At 70.9% G+C, this 14472-nt stretch carries 14 protein-coding genes; 6 read left to right on the top strand and 8 right to left on the bottom strand.

Going from position 1 to position 14472, the window contains the following annotated elements; translation table 11 throughout:
* Positions 1 to 48 precede the first annotated feature (48 nt).
* The 6 genes from IF00_RS0131220 to IF00_RS0131195 all read right to left on the bottom strand — a co-directional run bounded on the left by IF00_RS0131220 (position 49) and on the right by IF00_RS0131195 (position 4156).
* Positions 49 to 1455, bottom strand: coding sequence for a nucleobase:cation symporter-2 family protein (locus IF00_RS0131220; protein ID WP_030323852.1), 1407 nt, complete (start codon positions 1453 to 1455; stop codon positions 49 to 51).
* 71 nt (positions 1456 to 1526) lie between these two features.
* Positions 1527 to 2450 carry a factor-independent urate hydroxylase gene (gene pucL / locus IF00_RS0131215; RefSeq protein ID WP_030323851.1) on the bottom strand — a complete coding sequence of 308 codons (924 nt, stop codon included), beginning with the start codon at positions 2448 to 2450 and terminating at the stop codon, positions 1527 to 1529.
* Between the two features lie 5 nt (positions 2451 to 2455).
* Positions 2456 to 2845: a hydroxyisourate hydrolase gene (gene uraH, locus IF00_RS0131210; protein ID WP_030323849.1), complete on the bottom strand. Its 390-nt coding sequence runs from the start codon at positions 2843 to 2845 to the stop codon at positions 2456 to 2458.
* Positions 2842 to 3366, bottom strand: a complete 525-nt coding sequence (gene uraD, locus IF00_RS0131205) for a 2-oxo-4-hydroxy-4-carboxy-5-ureidoimidazoline decarboxylase (RefSeq protein ID WP_030323847.1) — start codon at positions 3364 to 3366, stop codon at positions 2842 to 2844. Before uraD ends, uraH begins: the two co-directional genes overlap by 4 nt.
* Positions 3367 to 3521: 155 nt before the next feature.
* Positions 3522 to 3860 carry a helix-turn-helix domain-containing protein gene (locus IF00_RS0131200; RefSeq protein WP_051820705.1) on the bottom strand — a complete coding sequence of 113 codons (339 nt, stop codon included), beginning with the start codon at positions 3858 to 3860 and terminating at the stop codon, positions 3522 to 3524.
* A 44-nt stretch (positions 3861 to 3904) separates the two neighbouring features.
* On the bottom strand, positions 3905 to 4156 hold the full coding sequence (locus IF00_RS0131195) for a thiamine-binding protein (RefSeq protein WP_037639434.1): 252 nt from the start codon (positions 4154 to 4156) through the stop codon (positions 3905 to 3907).
* Positions 4157 to 4296: 140 nt separating this feature from the next.
* Here IF00_RS0131195 and IF00_RS0131190 point away from each other — a divergent pair, with 140 nt between their 5' ends.
* The 4 genes from IF00_RS0131190 to IF00_RS0131175 all read left to right on the top strand — a co-directional run bounded on the left by IF00_RS0131190 (position 4297) and on the right by IF00_RS0131175 (position 8895).
* Complete coding sequence (locus IF00_RS0131190; RefSeq protein WP_030323842.1) at positions 4297 to 5130, top strand: TIM barrel protein; 834 nt, start codon at positions 4297 to 4299, stop codon at positions 5128 to 5130.
* A 56-nt stretch (positions 5131 to 5186) separates the two neighbouring features.
* Positions 5187 to 6077, top strand: coding sequence for a 2-hydroxy-3-oxopropionate reductase (locus tag IF00_RS0131185; RefSeq protein ID WP_030323840.1), 891 nt, complete (start codon positions 5187 to 5189; stop codon positions 6075 to 6077).
* Between the two features lie 188 nt (positions 6078 to 6265).
* Positions 6266 to 7723: a catalase gene (locus IF00_RS0131180; RefSeq protein WP_030323838.1), complete on the top strand. Its 1458-nt coding sequence runs from the start codon at positions 6266 to 6268 to the stop codon at positions 7721 to 7723.
* Between the two features lie 506 nt (positions 7724 to 8229).
* The gene (locus IF00_RS0131175; RefSeq protein WP_030323836.1) at positions 8230 to 8895 is read left to right on the top strand and encodes a GmrSD restriction endonuclease domain-containing protein; all 666 of its coding nucleotides are present in this window, start codon (positions 8230 to 8232) and stop codon (positions 8893 to 8895) included.
* On the opposite strand, the gene IF00_RS0131170 is transcribed toward IF00_RS0131175, so the two are convergent.
* Entirely contained in the window at positions 8831 to 10057 is a 1227-nt protein-coding gene (locus IF00_RS0131170) for an MFS transporter (protein ID WP_030323834.1), read from the bottom strand. The two genes, IF00_RS0131175 and IF00_RS0131170, sit on opposite strands and share 65 nt — an antisense overlap.
* Before the next feature lie 73 nt (positions 10058 to 10130).
* Between IF00_RS0131170 and IF00_RS0131165 the strand changes: the two genes are divergently transcribed.
* Complete coding sequence (locus IF00_RS0131165; RefSeq protein WP_030323833.1) at positions 10131 to 11159, top strand: ArsR/SmtB family transcription factor; 1029 nt, start codon at positions 10131 to 10133, stop codon at positions 11157 to 11159.
* Between the two features lie 12 nt (positions 11160 to 11171).
* On the opposite strand, the gene gcl is transcribed toward IF00_RS0131165, so the two are convergent.
* Positions 11172 to 12959 (bottom strand): glyoxylate carboligase, encoded by a 1788-nt coding sequence (gcl, locus tag IF00_RS0131160; RefSeq protein ID WP_078944918.1) that lies wholly within the window; start codon positions 12957 to 12959, stop codon positions 11172 to 11174.
* A gap of 323 nt (positions 12960 to 13282) precedes the next feature.
* Here gcl and IF00_RS48120 point away from each other — a divergent pair, with 323 nt between their 5' ends.
* Positions 13283 to 14452 (top strand): hypothetical protein, encoded by a 1170-nt coding sequence (locus IF00_RS48120; RefSeq protein WP_425338350.1) that lies wholly within the window; start codon positions 13283 to 13285, stop codon positions 14450 to 14452.
* The last annotated feature ends 20 nt before the right edge of the window (positions 14453 to 14472 follow it).

The following is a 14472-nucleotide window of genomic DNA, read 5'->3' as shown; positions in this document are numbered from 1 at the left end:
GGCGGTGCTTCCTTCATTCCTCGGGGGTGGTGTGGGCACGGCAGGACCCTAGGAGGATTTGAGTGCCGGAGCCGTGTGACGGCTCCGGGTGCCGAGATGGTGGAAGAACAGATTCAGCAGGACGGCGACGAGTGCGCCGGCGCTGATGCCGGAGCCGAGCACGGTCTGCGCCCAGGCGGGGAACTCGGCGTAGAAGGTGGGTGCGGCGAGCGGGATGATGCCCGCTCCGAGCGCGACGGCCACCAGGATGATGTTGGAGCTGTCGTCGAGTCCGGCTTCCGAGAGGGTCCGGATGCCGCTGACCGCGATCGAGCCGAAGAGGACGATGCCGGCGCCACCGAGGACGGGCATCGGGACCATGGAGACGACCGCGCCGAGGACCGGGAACGCACCGAGGACCAGCAGGGCGCCGCCGGCGACGGCGACCACGTAGCGGGAGCGCACCCGGGTCAGCGAGACGACTCCGACGTTCTGGGCGAAGGCCGAGGTGGGGAAGCCGCCGAAGACGGGGCCGATCAGGGTGGCGATGCCGTCGGTGCGCAGTCCGCGGGTGATGGTGCGGCCGTCGCTGCGCCGTTCGCAGATCTCGCCGAGGGCGAGCATGCCGGCGCTGGACTCGGTCATCAGGACCAGCATCACGATGCACAGGGAGAGGATCGCGGCGGGCTGGAACTCGGGGGCGCCGAAGGCGAAGGGGGCGGGCAGGGCCGCGACGGGCGCCTCTCGCAGGGCGGTGAAGTCGGCCATCCCGAAGGGGATCGCGGCGAGGGTGCCGATGAAGAGGCCGAGCAGCAGGGCGATCTGCTTGACGAAGCCCTTGCCGAAGCGCTGGAAGAGCAGGATGACGACGAGGGTGAAGCCGGCGAGTGCCAGGTACTTCATGGCGCCGAAGTCGGCGGCGTTCCTGTCGCCGCCCTGCGCCCAGCCGACGGGCACGGGCATCAGGGTGACCCCGATGAGGGTGATGACGACGCCGGTGACGAGCGGCGGGAAGAAGCGCAGGAGCCTGCCGAAGAAGGGTCCGACGGCGAGGCAGAACACTCCGGCGACCATCACCGCGCCGTAGATGGCGGGGAGTTGGCGGCCGGGGGCGCTGGTCTCGGCGATGGCGAGCATCGGCGCGATGCCGGCGGAGGAGGCGGCGTTGACGAACGGCAGCCGGTTGCCGGCGAAGCCCCGGACGCCGAGCGTCTGCAGGATGGTCGCGCAGCCGGCGATGAGCAGGCTGGCGGCGATGAGCCGGGTCATTCCGGCGGCGTCCAGGCCGACCGCCTGGCCGATGATGAGCGGAGGGGTGACGACGCCGGCGTACATCGCGGCGATGTGCTGGAGCGCCGCGGGGACGAGCCGCGAGGCGGGAAGCTTTTCGTCCACCGGGTGGACCTGGTCGGTCGTGCCCGGCGGGGTGGAACACGGGCCTTCGGCGGGTGCCGGCCCCTTTGCTGGCTGTGCCATGAGAATCCCTCCGGTCCGGCGCGGCCCCCGCCCGACTGCGGGCGGGCGGGGGCCGGTCACTCGGACGCCGCTTAGAGGTTGGTCATGTCGACCGGGATCTGCGCCGTGGCTCCGTCGCGGAGGACGGTGGCCTCGATGAGGCCGTACATGCGGTCGGCGGCGTAGTAGACCTCGTTGTCGTTCTTGAGGCCGAAGGGCTCGAGGTCGACCAGGAAGTGGTGCTTGTTCGGGAGCGAGAAGCGGACTTCGTCGATCTCCGAGCGGTGGTTGATGATGCGCGTGGCCATCTGGTACAGCGTCTGCTGGAGGGAGTACGAGTACGTCTCCGAGAAGGCCTCGAGCATGTGCTTCCTGGTCTGCTCGTAGGACCGCTCCCAGTTCGGCATGCGCTGCTCGTCGTCGGTCCAGTTGAACCGCCAGCGGGCGGACACCTGCGTGGCCAGGATGCGGTCGTACGCCTCCTGGAGCGTCGTGTACTGGTCCTTGATGTAGCCCCAGAACTCCGAGTTGGTGGAGTTCATGACGACGAGGTCCTTGAGGCCGGAGATGACCTCCCAGGTGGCACCGTCGTAGGTGATCTGGGTGACGCGGGTCTCCTGGCCCTTGCGGGCGAAGGAGTGGTTGACCTCGTCGGCGCCGATGAACTTGGAGTTGGCCTCGGAGGACGCGATGCGCTCCCAGGAGTACTCCTCGATCCGGATGCGCGCCTTCTTGATCGGCTCCTGGCTCGTCACGAAGTGGCGGGCGAGGTGGATGCCGAACTGCTCGGCGGACTCGATGCCGTACTCCTTGGCGAACGCGAAGATGGTGTTCTTCGTCGTGTCGGTGGGGAGGCAGTGGGCGTTGGAGCCGGTGAGGTGGACGTCGTCGAGGTCGCCGGAGAGGGCGACGGAGACGTTCAGGTCCTTGATGTGGTGGGTGTCGCCGTCCCGCGTGATCTTGACGACGCGGTTCTCTGCTTTGCCGTACTGGTTCTGGCCGAGAATCGTGGGCATGTCTGCTAGCTCCCTCGGTATACGGAGTAGCCGAACGGGTTGAGCAGCAGCGGTACGTGATAGTGCTCGCCCGGCGTGACGGCGAACGTGATCGCCACCTCCGGGAAGAACGCACCGCTGTCCCTTACGCGGGGGGCGTCCTGCTGCGCCTCGGCTTGCTTCTTGGAGAAGTACGTCTCGACCTCGAAGTCGAGGCGTACGTGGGTGGTGCCCTCCGGCAGCGCCGGCAGGTCCTTGCAGCGCCCGTCCGCGTCGGTGGCGGAGCCGCCGAGCGCGACCCACTCCGCGTCGAAGCCGCTGCGGGCCGCGAGCGTGATGGCGACGCCCTCGGCGGGGCGGCCGATGCTGGTGTCCAGGATGTGCGTGGACACCGAGGCCGTGGTGTCGGTGCTCATGCGGAGCTCTCTTCCTCGGAGGTCTCTACGAGACGGGTCAGCCGGATGCGGTTGATCTTGCCCAGTTCGGTGCGGACGATCTCCCGCTCCTCCTCGGGCGAGTTGCCGATCCGCCGGCGGAGCGCGTCGCGCATCTGCTCGCCGGTCCGGCCGGTGGCGCAGATGAGGAAGACGTGTCCGAACGTGTCCTGGTAGGCCAGGTTGAGTTCGAGCATCTCGGCCTTGAGCTCCGCGGAGGCGCCGGCCATCCCGCTCTGTTCGCGGGAGGAGGTCGGGTCCCCGGCCTTCGGACGACCGATCGGCGGGTGCCCCGCCATCGCCTCGGCCAGGTCCTCGGCGGTCAGCTCGGCCATGGCGGCGTCACTGGCGAGGAAGAGAGCTTCGGCGGTGGTGTACGGGCGCCGGGCGAGGATCTCGCTCGCCCACGCCGAACTGGAACACACCTCGTGGAGCGCGGCGAGGGCCTCGCTGTCCGCCGAGGTGTTGAACCGGGTGAGGCCCGGTGTCGTACCTGAAGTCACGGGAAGCCTCCGTGGCTGTTTTTCGCTGTGCGTCGGACGGGCTGCGGATAGCTAACGCCCTCCGCAACACGACGTCAACACTTTGTTGAAAACTCGGCCACACAAAAGCCGTCGTCCCGACATCCGGACGACGGCTTATGGCCACACATGATCAACTACTCGCCCTTGGCGGCCTTTTCCCTGCTCAGGGCGGTCTCCCTGTTCAGGTAGTTGTACACGGTGAAGCGGCTGACACCGAGTGCACCCGCCACCGTCTCCACGCCATGCCGCACCGCGAAGGCCCCGCGCGCCTCCAGGAGACGGACGGCCTCCTGCTTGGCCTTGCGGTCCAGTTCGGCCAGTGGCATCCCGTGCCGCCGCTCCATCGCCGCGAGGATGTGATCGAGGGATTCGGACAGCTGCGGCAGCCGTACGGCGAGCACGTCCTCCCCCTCCCAGGACAGGACGACGTCGTCGGCCTCCGCCTGCGCGGGGACGAGAAGCTCGGCGCCCATGGCGTCGACCAGCGGCTTCACCGCAGTGACCAGCGGGTGCTCGTTCACTTCTCGCCCTCCCCGATCACGTTGACCTGGAGCGAGACGCGGGTGGCCCCGGCCGCGAGCGACTTGCGCAACAGCGCGTCGACGGCGGTGAGCACCTCGTCGGCACCGCCTTCCGCCGTGTTGCCGAAGGGGCCGACGTCGACCGCGTCCAGCTGGGCCGACTGGATGACCTCACGGGCCACGACCGCGTGCGCCGGCGCCTCGTCGAGGTCGAACGGCTCGGTCGTGAACTCCACTCTCAAACGCACCATGGCCCCACGCTACGGGCCCGCTCGCGCGTACGGGAGCCCCGGACCTGCGGCGACCTCTTGACAAGCAGCTCCCCGGCCTTGCAACATTCCGTCAGACAGAAACTTACTTCCGCGATACGGAAGGAGCGCCGCCCCTCATGGGATACACGGACCAGCGCTTCGATGTGAACCTGTCGATCCTCTTCACGGAACTCCCGCTCCTGGAGCGCCCCGCGGCCGCCGCCGCGGCGGGCTTCACCGCGGTCGAGCTGTGGTGGCCCTGGATCGACACCGCCACCCCCGAGCAGAGCGAGCTCGACGCCCTCAAGAAGGCTCTTGAGGACGCCGGCACCCAGCTGGTGGGCCTGAACTTCTACGCCGGACAGCTCCCCGGCCCCGACCGCGGAGCCCTCTCCGTACCCGGGGACGAGTCGGACCGCTTCCGCGCCAACATCGAGGTGGCCGCCGACTTCGCCGCCTCGGTCGGCTGCAAGGCGCTCAACGCGCTCTACGGCAACCGCGTCGAGGGCGTCGACCCGCAGATCCAGGACACCCTCGCCCTGGAGAACCTGGTCCTGGCCGCCCGCGCGGCCGACCGGATCGGCGCGATCCTCCTCGTCGAGACCCTCAACAAGCCGGAGTCGCCGCTCTACCCGCTGGTGAGCGCTCCCTCCGCGATCGAGGTCATCGACAAGGTCAACGCGGCCACCGGGCTCGGCAACGCCAAGTTCCTCCTCGACATCTACCACCTGTCGATGAACGGCGAGGACGTCAGCCGGGTCATCGCGGAGTACGCGGCCAAGACCGGCCACGTCCAGATCGCGGACAACCCGGGCCGCGGCGCGCCGGGTACCGGCGACCTGCCGCTGGAGCAGCTCCTCGACGAGCTGAACAAGGCCGGGTACGAGGGCTGGATCGGCCTGGAGTACAAGGCCGCCGACGCCGCCGCGTCCTTCGAGTGGCTCCCGGCCGAGGCCCGCCCCGCCCGCTGATCCGCCGACCGGCGCCCCCTCCCCCGTACCACCATGTTTCGAGAGGCACCCTCACCATGAGCACTCTTCCCAAGATCGCTTGGATCGGCCTCGGCATCATGGGTTCGCCCATGTCCGAGAACCTGATCAAGGCCGGCTACTCCGTCACCGGCTTCACCCTGGAGCAGGACAAGCTGGACCGCCTCACCGCGGCCGGCGGCACCTCCGCCGCGTCGATCGCCGAGGCCGTCGAGGACGCCGACGTGATCATCACGATGGTGCCCGCCTCCCCGCAGGTCGAGGCCATCTCCTACGGCCCGGACGGCATCCTGGAGAACGCCAGGCAGGGCGCGCTGATCGTCGACATGTCGTCGATCACCCCGCAGACCTCGGTCGACCTGGCATCGAGCGCCAAGGAGAAGGGCATCCGCGTCATCGACGCGCCCGTGTCCGGCGGCGAGGCAGGCGCCATCGAGGCCGTGCTCTCGATCATGGTCGGCGGCGAGAAGGCCGACTTCGACGAGGCCCTCCCGATCCTCGAGGCCCTCGGCAAGACCATCGTCCTCTGTGGCCCGCACGGCTCCGGCCAGACGGTGAAGGCCGCCAACCAGCTGATCGTCGCGGTCAACATCCAGGCCTGCGCCGAGGCCGTGGTCTTCCTGGAGAAGTCCGGTGTGGACCTCCAGGCCGCCCTCGACGTGCTCAACGGCGGTCTGGCCGGCTCGACCGTGCTGACCCGCAAGAAGGACAACTTCCTGAACCGGGACTTCAAGCCCGGCTTCCGGATCGACCTGCACCACAAGGACATGGGCATCGTCACCGACGCCGCCCGCAACGTCGGTGCGGCCCTCCCGGTCGGCGCGGTCGTCGCCCAGCTCGTGGCCTCGCTGCGCGCCCAGGGTGACGGCGGCCTGGACCACTCGGCCCTGCTGCGCGCCGTCGAGCGCCTCTCCGGCCAGCAGGTCTGATCCAGCGCCCCCGTGAGCGGGGGCCCCAGATTTCCGGTCGGTGGCGGCGCTGACAACTGTCCTGTCGCGCCCAGGCGCCGCCGCCGACCGGAACACCACACTTCCTTTTCAACAAACTGTTGACGTTACGTTCGAGCCGAATTTACGCTCCTCGCACCGTCAGCAGAGCTCCCGTACGGAAGGTCACGATGTCGAAGCGCGTGCTTACGACCGAGTCCGGCGCCCCCGTCGCCGACAACCAGAACTCCGCCACCGCCGGCGTCGGTGGCCCTCTCCTCCTCCAGGACCAGCACCTGCTGGAGAAGCTCGCGCGCTTCAACCGTGAGCGGATCCCGGAGCGCGTGGTGCACGCCCGCGGCTCCGGCGCGTACGGCTACTTCGAGGTGACCGACGACGTCACCGGTTTCACCAAGGCGAACTTCCTCGGTGAGGTCGGCAAGAAGACCGAGACGTTCATCCGCTTCTCCACCGTGGCCGACTCGCTCGGCGGCGCGGACGCCGTCCGCGACCCGCGCGGCTTCGCGCTCAAGTTCTACACCGAAGAGGGCAACTACGACCTCGTCGGCAACAACACCCCGGTGTTCTTCATCAAGGACCCGATCAAGTTCCCCGACTTCATCCACTCCCAGAAGCGCGACCCCTTCACGGGCAAGCAGGAGGCGGACAACGTCTGGGACTTCTGGGCCCACGCCCCCGAGGCCACCCACCAGATCACCTGGCTCATGGGCGACCGCGGCATCCCGGCCTCGTACCGCCACATGAACGGCTACGGCTCGCACACCTACCAGTGGACCAACGAGGCGGGCGAGGCCTTCTTCGTCAAGTACCACTTCAAGACGAACCAGGGCATCCGCTCCCTCTCGGCCGACCAGGCCGCCGAGCTCGTCGGCAAGGACGCGAACTCGCACCAGACCGACCTGCTGCAGGCCATCGAGCGCGGTGTGAACCCCTCGTGGACCCTGTACGTCCAGGCGATGCCGGCCGCCGAGGCCGCGGACTACCGCTTCAACCCCTTCGACCTCACCAAGGTGTGGCCGCACAGCGACTACCCGCTGCAGCGCGTGGGCCGTCTGGTCCTCGACCGCAACCCGGACAACGTCTTCGCCGAGGTCGAGCAGGCCGCGTTCTCCCCGAACAACTTCGTCCCGGGCATCGGCCCCTCGCCGGACAAGATGCTCCAGGGCCGCCTCTTCGCCTACGCGGACGCCCACCGCTACCGCCTCGGTGTCAACCACACCCAGCTCGCGGTGAACGCCCCGAAGGCGACCGTGGCCGAGAACTACGGCCGGGACGGCGCCATGGCCACCCGCCAGGGCTCGCGCCACGACAAGAACTACGAGCCCAACTCGTACCAGGGCCCGGCCCAGACCGACGCGGCGCTCTCCGCCCCGCTCGCGATCCACGGCTGGACCGGCACCCACGAGGCGCCGCAGCACACCAAGGACGACGACTTCTTCCAGGCCGGCGAGCTCTACCGCCTGATGTCCGAGGACGAGAAGAAGCGCCTGGTCGCCAACATCGCCGGCGGCCTGTCCCAGGTGTCCCGCGAGGACGTCATCGAGAAGAACCTCGCGCACTTCGCCGCCGCCGACGCGGACTACGGCAAGCGCGTGGCCGAGGCCGTCAACGCCCTGCGCGAGGACTGACCTACCGGCAACACCCAGACTGCGTACGACACCTGACGGGAGGTCAGTGTCGTACGTGGTCCGGATCGCCGACCCGGATGAGGGGTGGCCGGTGATCCGGACAAGCGTGAGGACCGCGGCGGCGCCGAGCCAGTGCGGTGGTAAGGGCGCCGATCCCCCTTCTTGACCTGAAAGAAGCGGAGCACCGGTCGTCCGTCGGCACCGCCGCGGTCCCAACGCCCCTCCTGAGGGAGGCACAGCACAGCCCCAAGACTCCGCCCGGCGGCGCGAACGTCCTGTCGCGCCAGCCTCGTGCCGTCGGGCGGGTACAAGCCGGAGAGCGCGGAACCAGGTTTACGGTCCCTGGTTCCGCGCTCTTCTTGTGCGCGGGCCCGCCGGCGCGCGCTCTTCTTGTGCGCGCGGGCCCGCCAGCGCATCGTTTCTGCGGTGAAGATCCGCACCCGCTCGGAGGAGCCCACCGCGATTCGGGCCCCCCGCACCCGGTCACCGGCGCTATCCACTCGTACATGATCAAGAACCTGTTGCGGGGGTTCACCCCGCTCGCCCTCATCCTGTCCCCGCTCGCCGTCACCTCCCCCGCCCTCTCCGCGAACGTCGTGATGCTGCCCGACGCGCTCGCCGATCTCACCGAGGCGGCCGAGGACCCGGACGGCTTCAGGGAGAGCGCCTTCCCCCACTGGAACGCCGGCCTCGACGCGACGGACGGCTGCGACACCCGCTCCGAGGTCCTGCTCTCCGAGGCCGTCGACGCGCCCACCACCGGTGCCGGCTGCGCGCTGACCGGGGGCCGCTGGACCTCGTACTACGACGGCCAGAACGTCTCCGACCCGGCCGCGCTCCGCGTCGACCACCTCGTCCCGCTGAGCGAGGCCTGGGAGTCGGGGGCCTCCGGCTGGACCGCGTCCCGGCGCGAGCGGTTCGCCAACGACCAGGGCGCGACCGCGACCCTCGTCGCCGTCACCGCCCGCAGCCTCCAGGACAAGGCGGGACGGGACCCGGCCGGGTGGGTGCCCTCGGACGCCGCCCGGTACTGCCGCTACGTCGGCGAGTGGGTGTCCACCAAACTGCGATGGGGCCTGTCGGCGGACAAGGACGAGGTGGAGGCGCTCAAGCTGTTCGCCGACGGGCCCTGCGAGGAGACGGTCGTGATCCGCTCGGCGACACCGAAGTAGGCCCCTGCGCCCTCCCCTCGGCCCGTGCCAGCGAGTACGTCACGGTGAGCGAGGCGAGGGCGAGGACCACCATCCCCGTGCGCGGTGACGTGTACTGGGCGAGGGTGCCGGCGAGCGCCGCGCTCGCTCCCTGGAGCGCGAGCATCCCCGAGGTGTGGAGGCCGAGGGCATGGCCGACGAGTTCCTCCGGCACCAGGGCCATCAGCCGCTCCTGGTGCAGGAGGCCGGCCGCGTAGCCGCTCGCCGAGACCGTCACGGCGAGGAGCGCGAGCGGCAGTGCGGGGTCCAGGGCGAACACCGGGAACGGCGCGGCGAGCAGCGCCTGGAGCGGGAAACGGATCCGTCCGCGCAGCCGTGCCGGCAGGAAGCGGCCGACGGCGGTGTCCCCGAGCAGCATCCCGAGCGCGGCACACGCGAAGAGGAGTCCCGCGCGCTCGGGGTCGTACGGCACGAAGAGCGACTCGCAGCCCACGATGAGCCCGTTGGGGACCCAGAGGGCCAGGTAGGCGCGGCGGCGCGCGGGAGAGGACAGCAGCAGCCGGTTGGTCCGCCAGGTCTCCCCGACCGAGGCGCGGCCGGCGGCGCGGGGCGGGCGCGCCCCGAGGCCGAGGCGGGCGAGGAGCGCGGCGGTGAGGTAGAGGCCGGCGCCCACGAGGACCGTGCCCCGCGGCGAGAAGAGGGCGATCAGGAGGCCGCCGGCCGCGAAGCCGCCGATCTGGCAGGCGCCGACGGCCATGTTCGTCACCGAGCGGCCGAGGAGGAAGTGCTCGCGGGCGAGGACCTCGTTCAGGAGGCCGTGGCGCACGCCGCCGCCGAGCGCGGCGGCGAGCCCCTCGGCGAGCAGGACGAGGAAGACCGCCCAGGCCGGCAGGCCGGGAACCGCGAGGACGGCGGTGCCCAGGGCGAAGAAGAGCGCGATCCCGGAGATCGCGGCGCGCGGCGGCAGCCGGTCGGCGGCCGACAGCAGGGTGGTCGCGCCGATCAGCTGGGCGAGCGAGGGCCCGAAGAGGGCGAGCGCGGACAGGAGCGGGGACCCGGTCGCGCGGAACACGAGCGTGGCGAGCCCGAGCCCGGCGACCGTCTGGGCGGCGGTGTGGGCGGCGCCGGTGAGGAAGAGCGGGGTGAACTCGGGCGTGCGGAAGAGGTCGCGGTAGCGGGGCATGCGGGGAGTCTCGGGCGCGGGCGACGGCCTCGATAGTGTTTCGCGGAGTGGCGAAACGACGGGGGCGCGCGGCATGGGCTGGTGGCAGATCGGTACGGACTCCCTCGCCGGGAGCAGATTCGTCGTCTCCCCGCTCGCCGAGACGATCGCGGCCCTCAAGACCCTCCACGCGGCGGCCGGCGGCCACGGGTCCGGCGCCCATCCGGGCGAGCGCGCCTGGCTGGCCGCCCACCTGCCCGCTTACCGGTCGCGCCTCGCCGCCGAGCCGCTCGACTCGCTGCTCGTACGGGCGGCCCTCGGCCCCACCTGGAACGCCGACTTCCTGACGCCGACGCCGACGGGTGACCGCGAGCGGACCTTCGAGGAGGAGGTCGCGGCGGTCCGTGAGGCCGAACCCGCTTCCGCTGTGCCCCAGTTGGAGGTCGCGGTCGGTGGCCCCGTACCGGAGCCGCTGCGGTCGGCGGCGGAGCTTCCGCGGCGCATGGCGGAGGTCCTGGAGTGGGTGTGGCGGGAGACGGTGCTGCCCGACTGGCCGCGCCGTCGCCGGATCCTGGAGGCGGACGTGGTCGCGCGGACGGCCCGGTTGGCCCGGGACGGCTGGGCGGCGGCATTCGACGAGCTGTCTCCGGGGAGGATGCGCTGGCTGGGCGACGGGCGGCTCCAGGTCAACCCCCGCGCGTATCCGCCGCGTTCGGTCGAGGGCGGCCGTCTGCTGTTCGTCCCGGTGACCCCCGGCACGGGCTGGGTCTCCTGGGAGGGCACGGAACGGTTCGCGGTGGTCTACCCGTGCGCGGGCGCCCTGGCGGACCAGCCGGGCCCCGTCGCACCCCGGGCGCTCGGAGCGCTGCTCGGCCCGGCGCGCGCCGGGGTCCTCGTCAGGCTCGAATCGCCCATGTCCACGAGCCAGTTGGTGGCGCTCACCGGTCAGGGACTCGGATCGGTGGGGCGGCATCTGAAGGTGCTGCTCGACGCCGGGCTCGTACGGCGGGGACGGGCGGGCCGGTCGGTGCTGTACGAGTGGACGGAGGCGGGCGCGGTACTCGTGGCGGCACAGGGAGACCCCCGCCCCGGTGCTCCTCGGGGCGGGGGTCGGTCCCTCTGACGAGGGGGACGATCAGACCTTGAGGGCCTTGATCGCGGTCGGCGCGTGGCCGGGCTCGGTGGCCAGCTCCTCGAACTCGGTGACATCGCTCATGTCGACCGTCTTGCTCATCGCGATGTTGGTGATGCGCTCCAGGATGGCCTCGACGACGACCGGGACCCGGTGCTCGACGGCCAGCTTCTTGGCCTCCTCGAACGCCTCGCCCAGCTTGTCGGGGTCGGTGACGCGGATCGCCTTGACGCCCAGGCCCTCGGCGACCTTGACGTGGTCGACGCCGTAGACGCCGATCTCCGGGGTGTTGATGTTCTCGAACTCGAGGTTGACCTCGAAGTTGATGCCCAGGTTGCCCTGCGCCTGGCGGATCAGGCCCAGGTAGGCGTTGTTCACCAGGACGTGGACGTACGGGACCTTGTGCTGGGCGGCGACCGCCAGCTCCTCGATCATGAACTGGAAGTCGTAGTCGCCGGAGAGGGCGACGATCGGGGTCTCCGGGTCCGCGGTGGCGGCACCGATGGCGGCCGGGATGGTCCAGCCGAGCGGGCCGGCCTGGCCGCAGTTGATCCAGTTGCGCGGCTTGTAGACGTGCAGGAACTGGGCCGCGGCGATCTGGGAGAGACCGATGGTGGTGACGTAGCGGGTCTCCGGGCCGAAGGCCTTGTTCATCTCCTCGTAGACGCGCTGCGGCTTCAGGGGGATGTTGTCGAAGTGCGTACGGCGCTGGAGGGTCGCCTTGCGCTCCTGCGCGGAGGCGGCCCAGGCGGAGAAGTCCGGGAGCCTGCCCGCGGCCTTGAGCTCCTTGGCGATCTCCACGAAGAGTTCGAGCGCGGCCTTGGCGTCGGAGGCGATGCCGAAGTCCGGGGCGAAGATCTTGCCGATCTGGGTGGGCTCGATGTCGACGTGGACGAACTTCCGGCCCTTGGTGTACGCGTCCATGTTGTAGCCGGTGTGGCGGTTGGCCCAGCGGTTGCCGATGCCGAGGACGAAGTCCGACTCCAGGAAGGTCGCGTTGCCGTAACGGTGCGCGGTCTGGACACCGACCATGCCGGCGGCCAGCTCGTGGTCGTCCGGGATGGTGCCCCAGCCCATCAGGGTGGAGATGACCGGGATGTTGGTCAGCTCGGCGAACTCGACGAGCAGGTCGGAGGCGTCGGCGTTGATGATGCCGCCACCGGCGACGATCAGCGGGCGCTCGGACTCCAGGAGGAAGTTCAGCGCCTTCTCGGCCTGTGCGCGGGTCGCGGTCGGCTTGTAGACCGGCAGCGGCTCGTACGTCTCCGGGTCGAACTCGATCTCGGTCAGCTGGACGTCGATCGGGAGGTCGATGAGGACCGGGCCGGGACGGCCGGAGCGCATCAGGTGGAAGGCCTGCTGGAAGACGCCGGGGACCTGTGCGGCCTCCAGGACGGTCGTCGCGGCCTTGGTCACCGGCTTGGCGATGGCGGCGATGTCGACGGCCTGGAAGTCCTCCTTGTGGAGCTTGGAGACCGGGGCCTGGCCGGTGATGCACAGGATCGGGATCGAGTCGGCGATCGCCGAGTACAGGCCGGTGATCATGTCGGTGCCGGCCGGGCCGGAGGTACCGATGCAGACGCCGATGTTGCCGGCCTTGGCACGGGTGTAGCCCTCGGCCATGTGGGACGCGCCCTCGACGTGGCGGGCCAGCGTGTGGCCGATGCCGCCGACGTTCTTGAGCTCGCGGTAGAAGGGGTTGATCGCCGCGCCGGGCACGCCGAACGCGGTGGTGACGCCTTCGCGCTTGAGGATCTCAACGGCCGCTGCGGCGGCGGTCATACGAGGCATGGGAGTGCTCCTGCTTCGGCCGGGCGGATCCAAGCCCACCGGTCGGCTCGGAAGCCCGGAGTGACTTGTTTCCGTAATGCGGAAATACTGTTCTGCTATACGGAAGCAATGTAGGTCGGGCCCCGGAGAGCCGTCAAGAGAAGTCCGACCGGCGGGATCACGGAAGTGGCCGAACACCTCCCCCCGAGGCGTCCGATGGGTGGACGATGGGGCGGAGCGACAGGGGGTTGGTTGTGGGCGATTCGGTACCGGTGCGCTGCCCGGAATGCCTGCGCACGCAGGCGTACGCGGCACCCGTCTTCCCCTGCGCGTGCGGAAGCCCGGTGGCGCCTCCCCTGACGGCGGACGCGGCGGCGGAACCCATCACGCACCGGAACTGGACGGACGAGTGGGTCACCGTCCGCTGCGGAGCCTGCGGCCGCGAGGACGACTGGCCGCACCCGGAGATGGGCTGCGCGTGCGGGACGGTCCTGCGGATAGCGGTACGGGCGGTGGAGTCGGGGACCCGGACGGCCGGCGGGCCCGCGGAGGGCTCCGGAGGAGCCGCGGGACCGTGGCCGGAAGCGGACGCCGACCGATCGGGCACGGACTCGGGTACGCGTCCGGGTGCGGGCACGGGCACGGATTCGGGTACGCGTCCGGGTGCGGGCAGGGGTACGGGTTCGGGTTCGGGTACGGGCACGGGCACGGCCGCTGCCGGGCCGGGAGCGGCCGGCGACGGCCGGGCCTCGTCCTCACCTCCTTCGCCCGGGTCCGCTCCGTCCGGTGCATCCGGCCCGTCCGGTCCGATCGGTTCCTCCGGCCCGGTCGGTCCTTTCGCCGCGGACGGGCCCTGCCCGCCCCGGGCGGACGCCTCGCCCGGTACGGAGCACGCGCAGCCGGCCGAACCCGGATCGGCGTGGTTCGGTCCGGGACCCGGCGCCTCGCATACGGACCCCGACGTCCCCGGAGCCGCACCCGGTCCCGCACCCGACGCCCCCGGGGCCTCACCCGGATCCGCCGCCCACCGTCACCCCGCGCACCCGCCCCGGCCCGGCGCCCCCCGCGCCTTCGCCGAGCGCTACCCCTCCCACATACCCCTGCCGCCCACCGCACCGCGTCCGGCTCCGGTGCGGGGAGACTTCCGCCCGCTGACGATCCGGACCGCGCGGGACGCCGTCGCCGCGGCCGCCGGGTACCTGCGCTGGCTGGGGTTCCGGGACGTGGTCCAGCCCGAGGAGCGCCCCGCGTCCGGGGTGGACCTGCGGGCGCCGGGGCTCGTCGCGCAGGTCGACCCGAGCACCCGGCCCACCGGCCTCCGGGCCGTCGAGTGCCTCTGGCTGAACGGACTGAGCGCCTCCTCCGTGAGCGTGTTCTTCTCGCTCGCCGGCTACACCCCGGACGCCCGTTCGCGGGCCGCCGAGATCGGCCTTCCGCTCTTCGTCCTCGATCTGACCGGCACCCCGCAGCCGGTGAACGGCGCCGCCGACGACCTGGCCTCGGGCACTCCCTGAGGGTGCCGTCCGCGGGCGCC

Origin of the sequence: Streptomyces flavochromogenes (assembly GCF_000717595.1) — a bacterium.
In the GTDB taxonomy this organism is placed as follows: Bacteria; Actinomycetota; Actinomycetes; order Streptomycetales; family Streptomycetaceae; genus Streptomyces; species Streptomyces flavochromogenes.
Note: the sequence above shows the minus strand (reverse complement) of the source record. Positions and strands in the feature narration are given on the sequence as shown.

Bases quoted from the DNA above. Each gene is read 5' to 3' on its own strand.
- IF00_RS0131220 (WP_030323852.1), bottom strand. From the start codon at position 1,455: ATGGCACAGCCAGCAAAGGGGCCGGCACCCGCCGAAGGCCCGTGTTCC.
- pucL (WP_030323851.1), bottom strand. From the start codon at position 2,450: ATGCCCACGATTCTCGGCCAGAACCAGTACGGCAAAGCAGAGAACCGC.
- uraH (WP_030323849.1), bottom strand. From the start codon at position 2,845: ATGAGCACCGACACCACGGCCTCGGTGTCCACGCACATCCTGGACACC.
- IF00_RS0131200 (WP_051820705.1), bottom strand. From the start codon at position 3,860: ATGGGCGCCGAGCTTCTCGTCCCCGCGCAGGCGGAGGCCGACGACGTC.
- IF00_RS0131190 (WP_030323842.1), top strand. From the start codon at position 4,297: ATGGGATACACGGACCAGCGCTTCGATGTGAACCTGTCGATCCTCTTC.
- IF00_RS0131185 (WP_030323840.1), top strand. From the start codon at position 5,187: ATGAGCACTCTTCCCAAGATCGCTTGGATCGGCCTCGGCATCATGGGT.
- IF00_RS0131180 (WP_030323838.1), top strand. From the start codon at position 6,266: ATGTCGAAGCGCGTGCTTACGACCGAGTCCGGCGCCCCCGTCGCCGAC.
- IF00_RS0131175 (WP_030323836.1), top strand. From the start codon at position 8,230: ATGATCAAGAACCTGTTGCGGGGGTTCACCCCGCTCGCCCTCATCCTG.
- IF00_RS0131170 (WP_030323834.1), bottom strand. From the start codon at position 10,057: ATGCCCCGCTACCGCGACCTCTTCCGCACGCCCGAGTTCACCCCGCTC.
- IF00_RS0131165 (WP_030323833.1), top strand. From the start codon at position 10,131: ATGGGCTGGTGGCAGATCGGTACGGACTCCCTCGCCGGGAGCAGATTC.
- gcl (WP_078944918.1), bottom strand. From the start codon at position 12,959: ATGCCTCGTATGACCGCCGCCGCAGCGGCCGTTGAGATCCTCAAGCGC.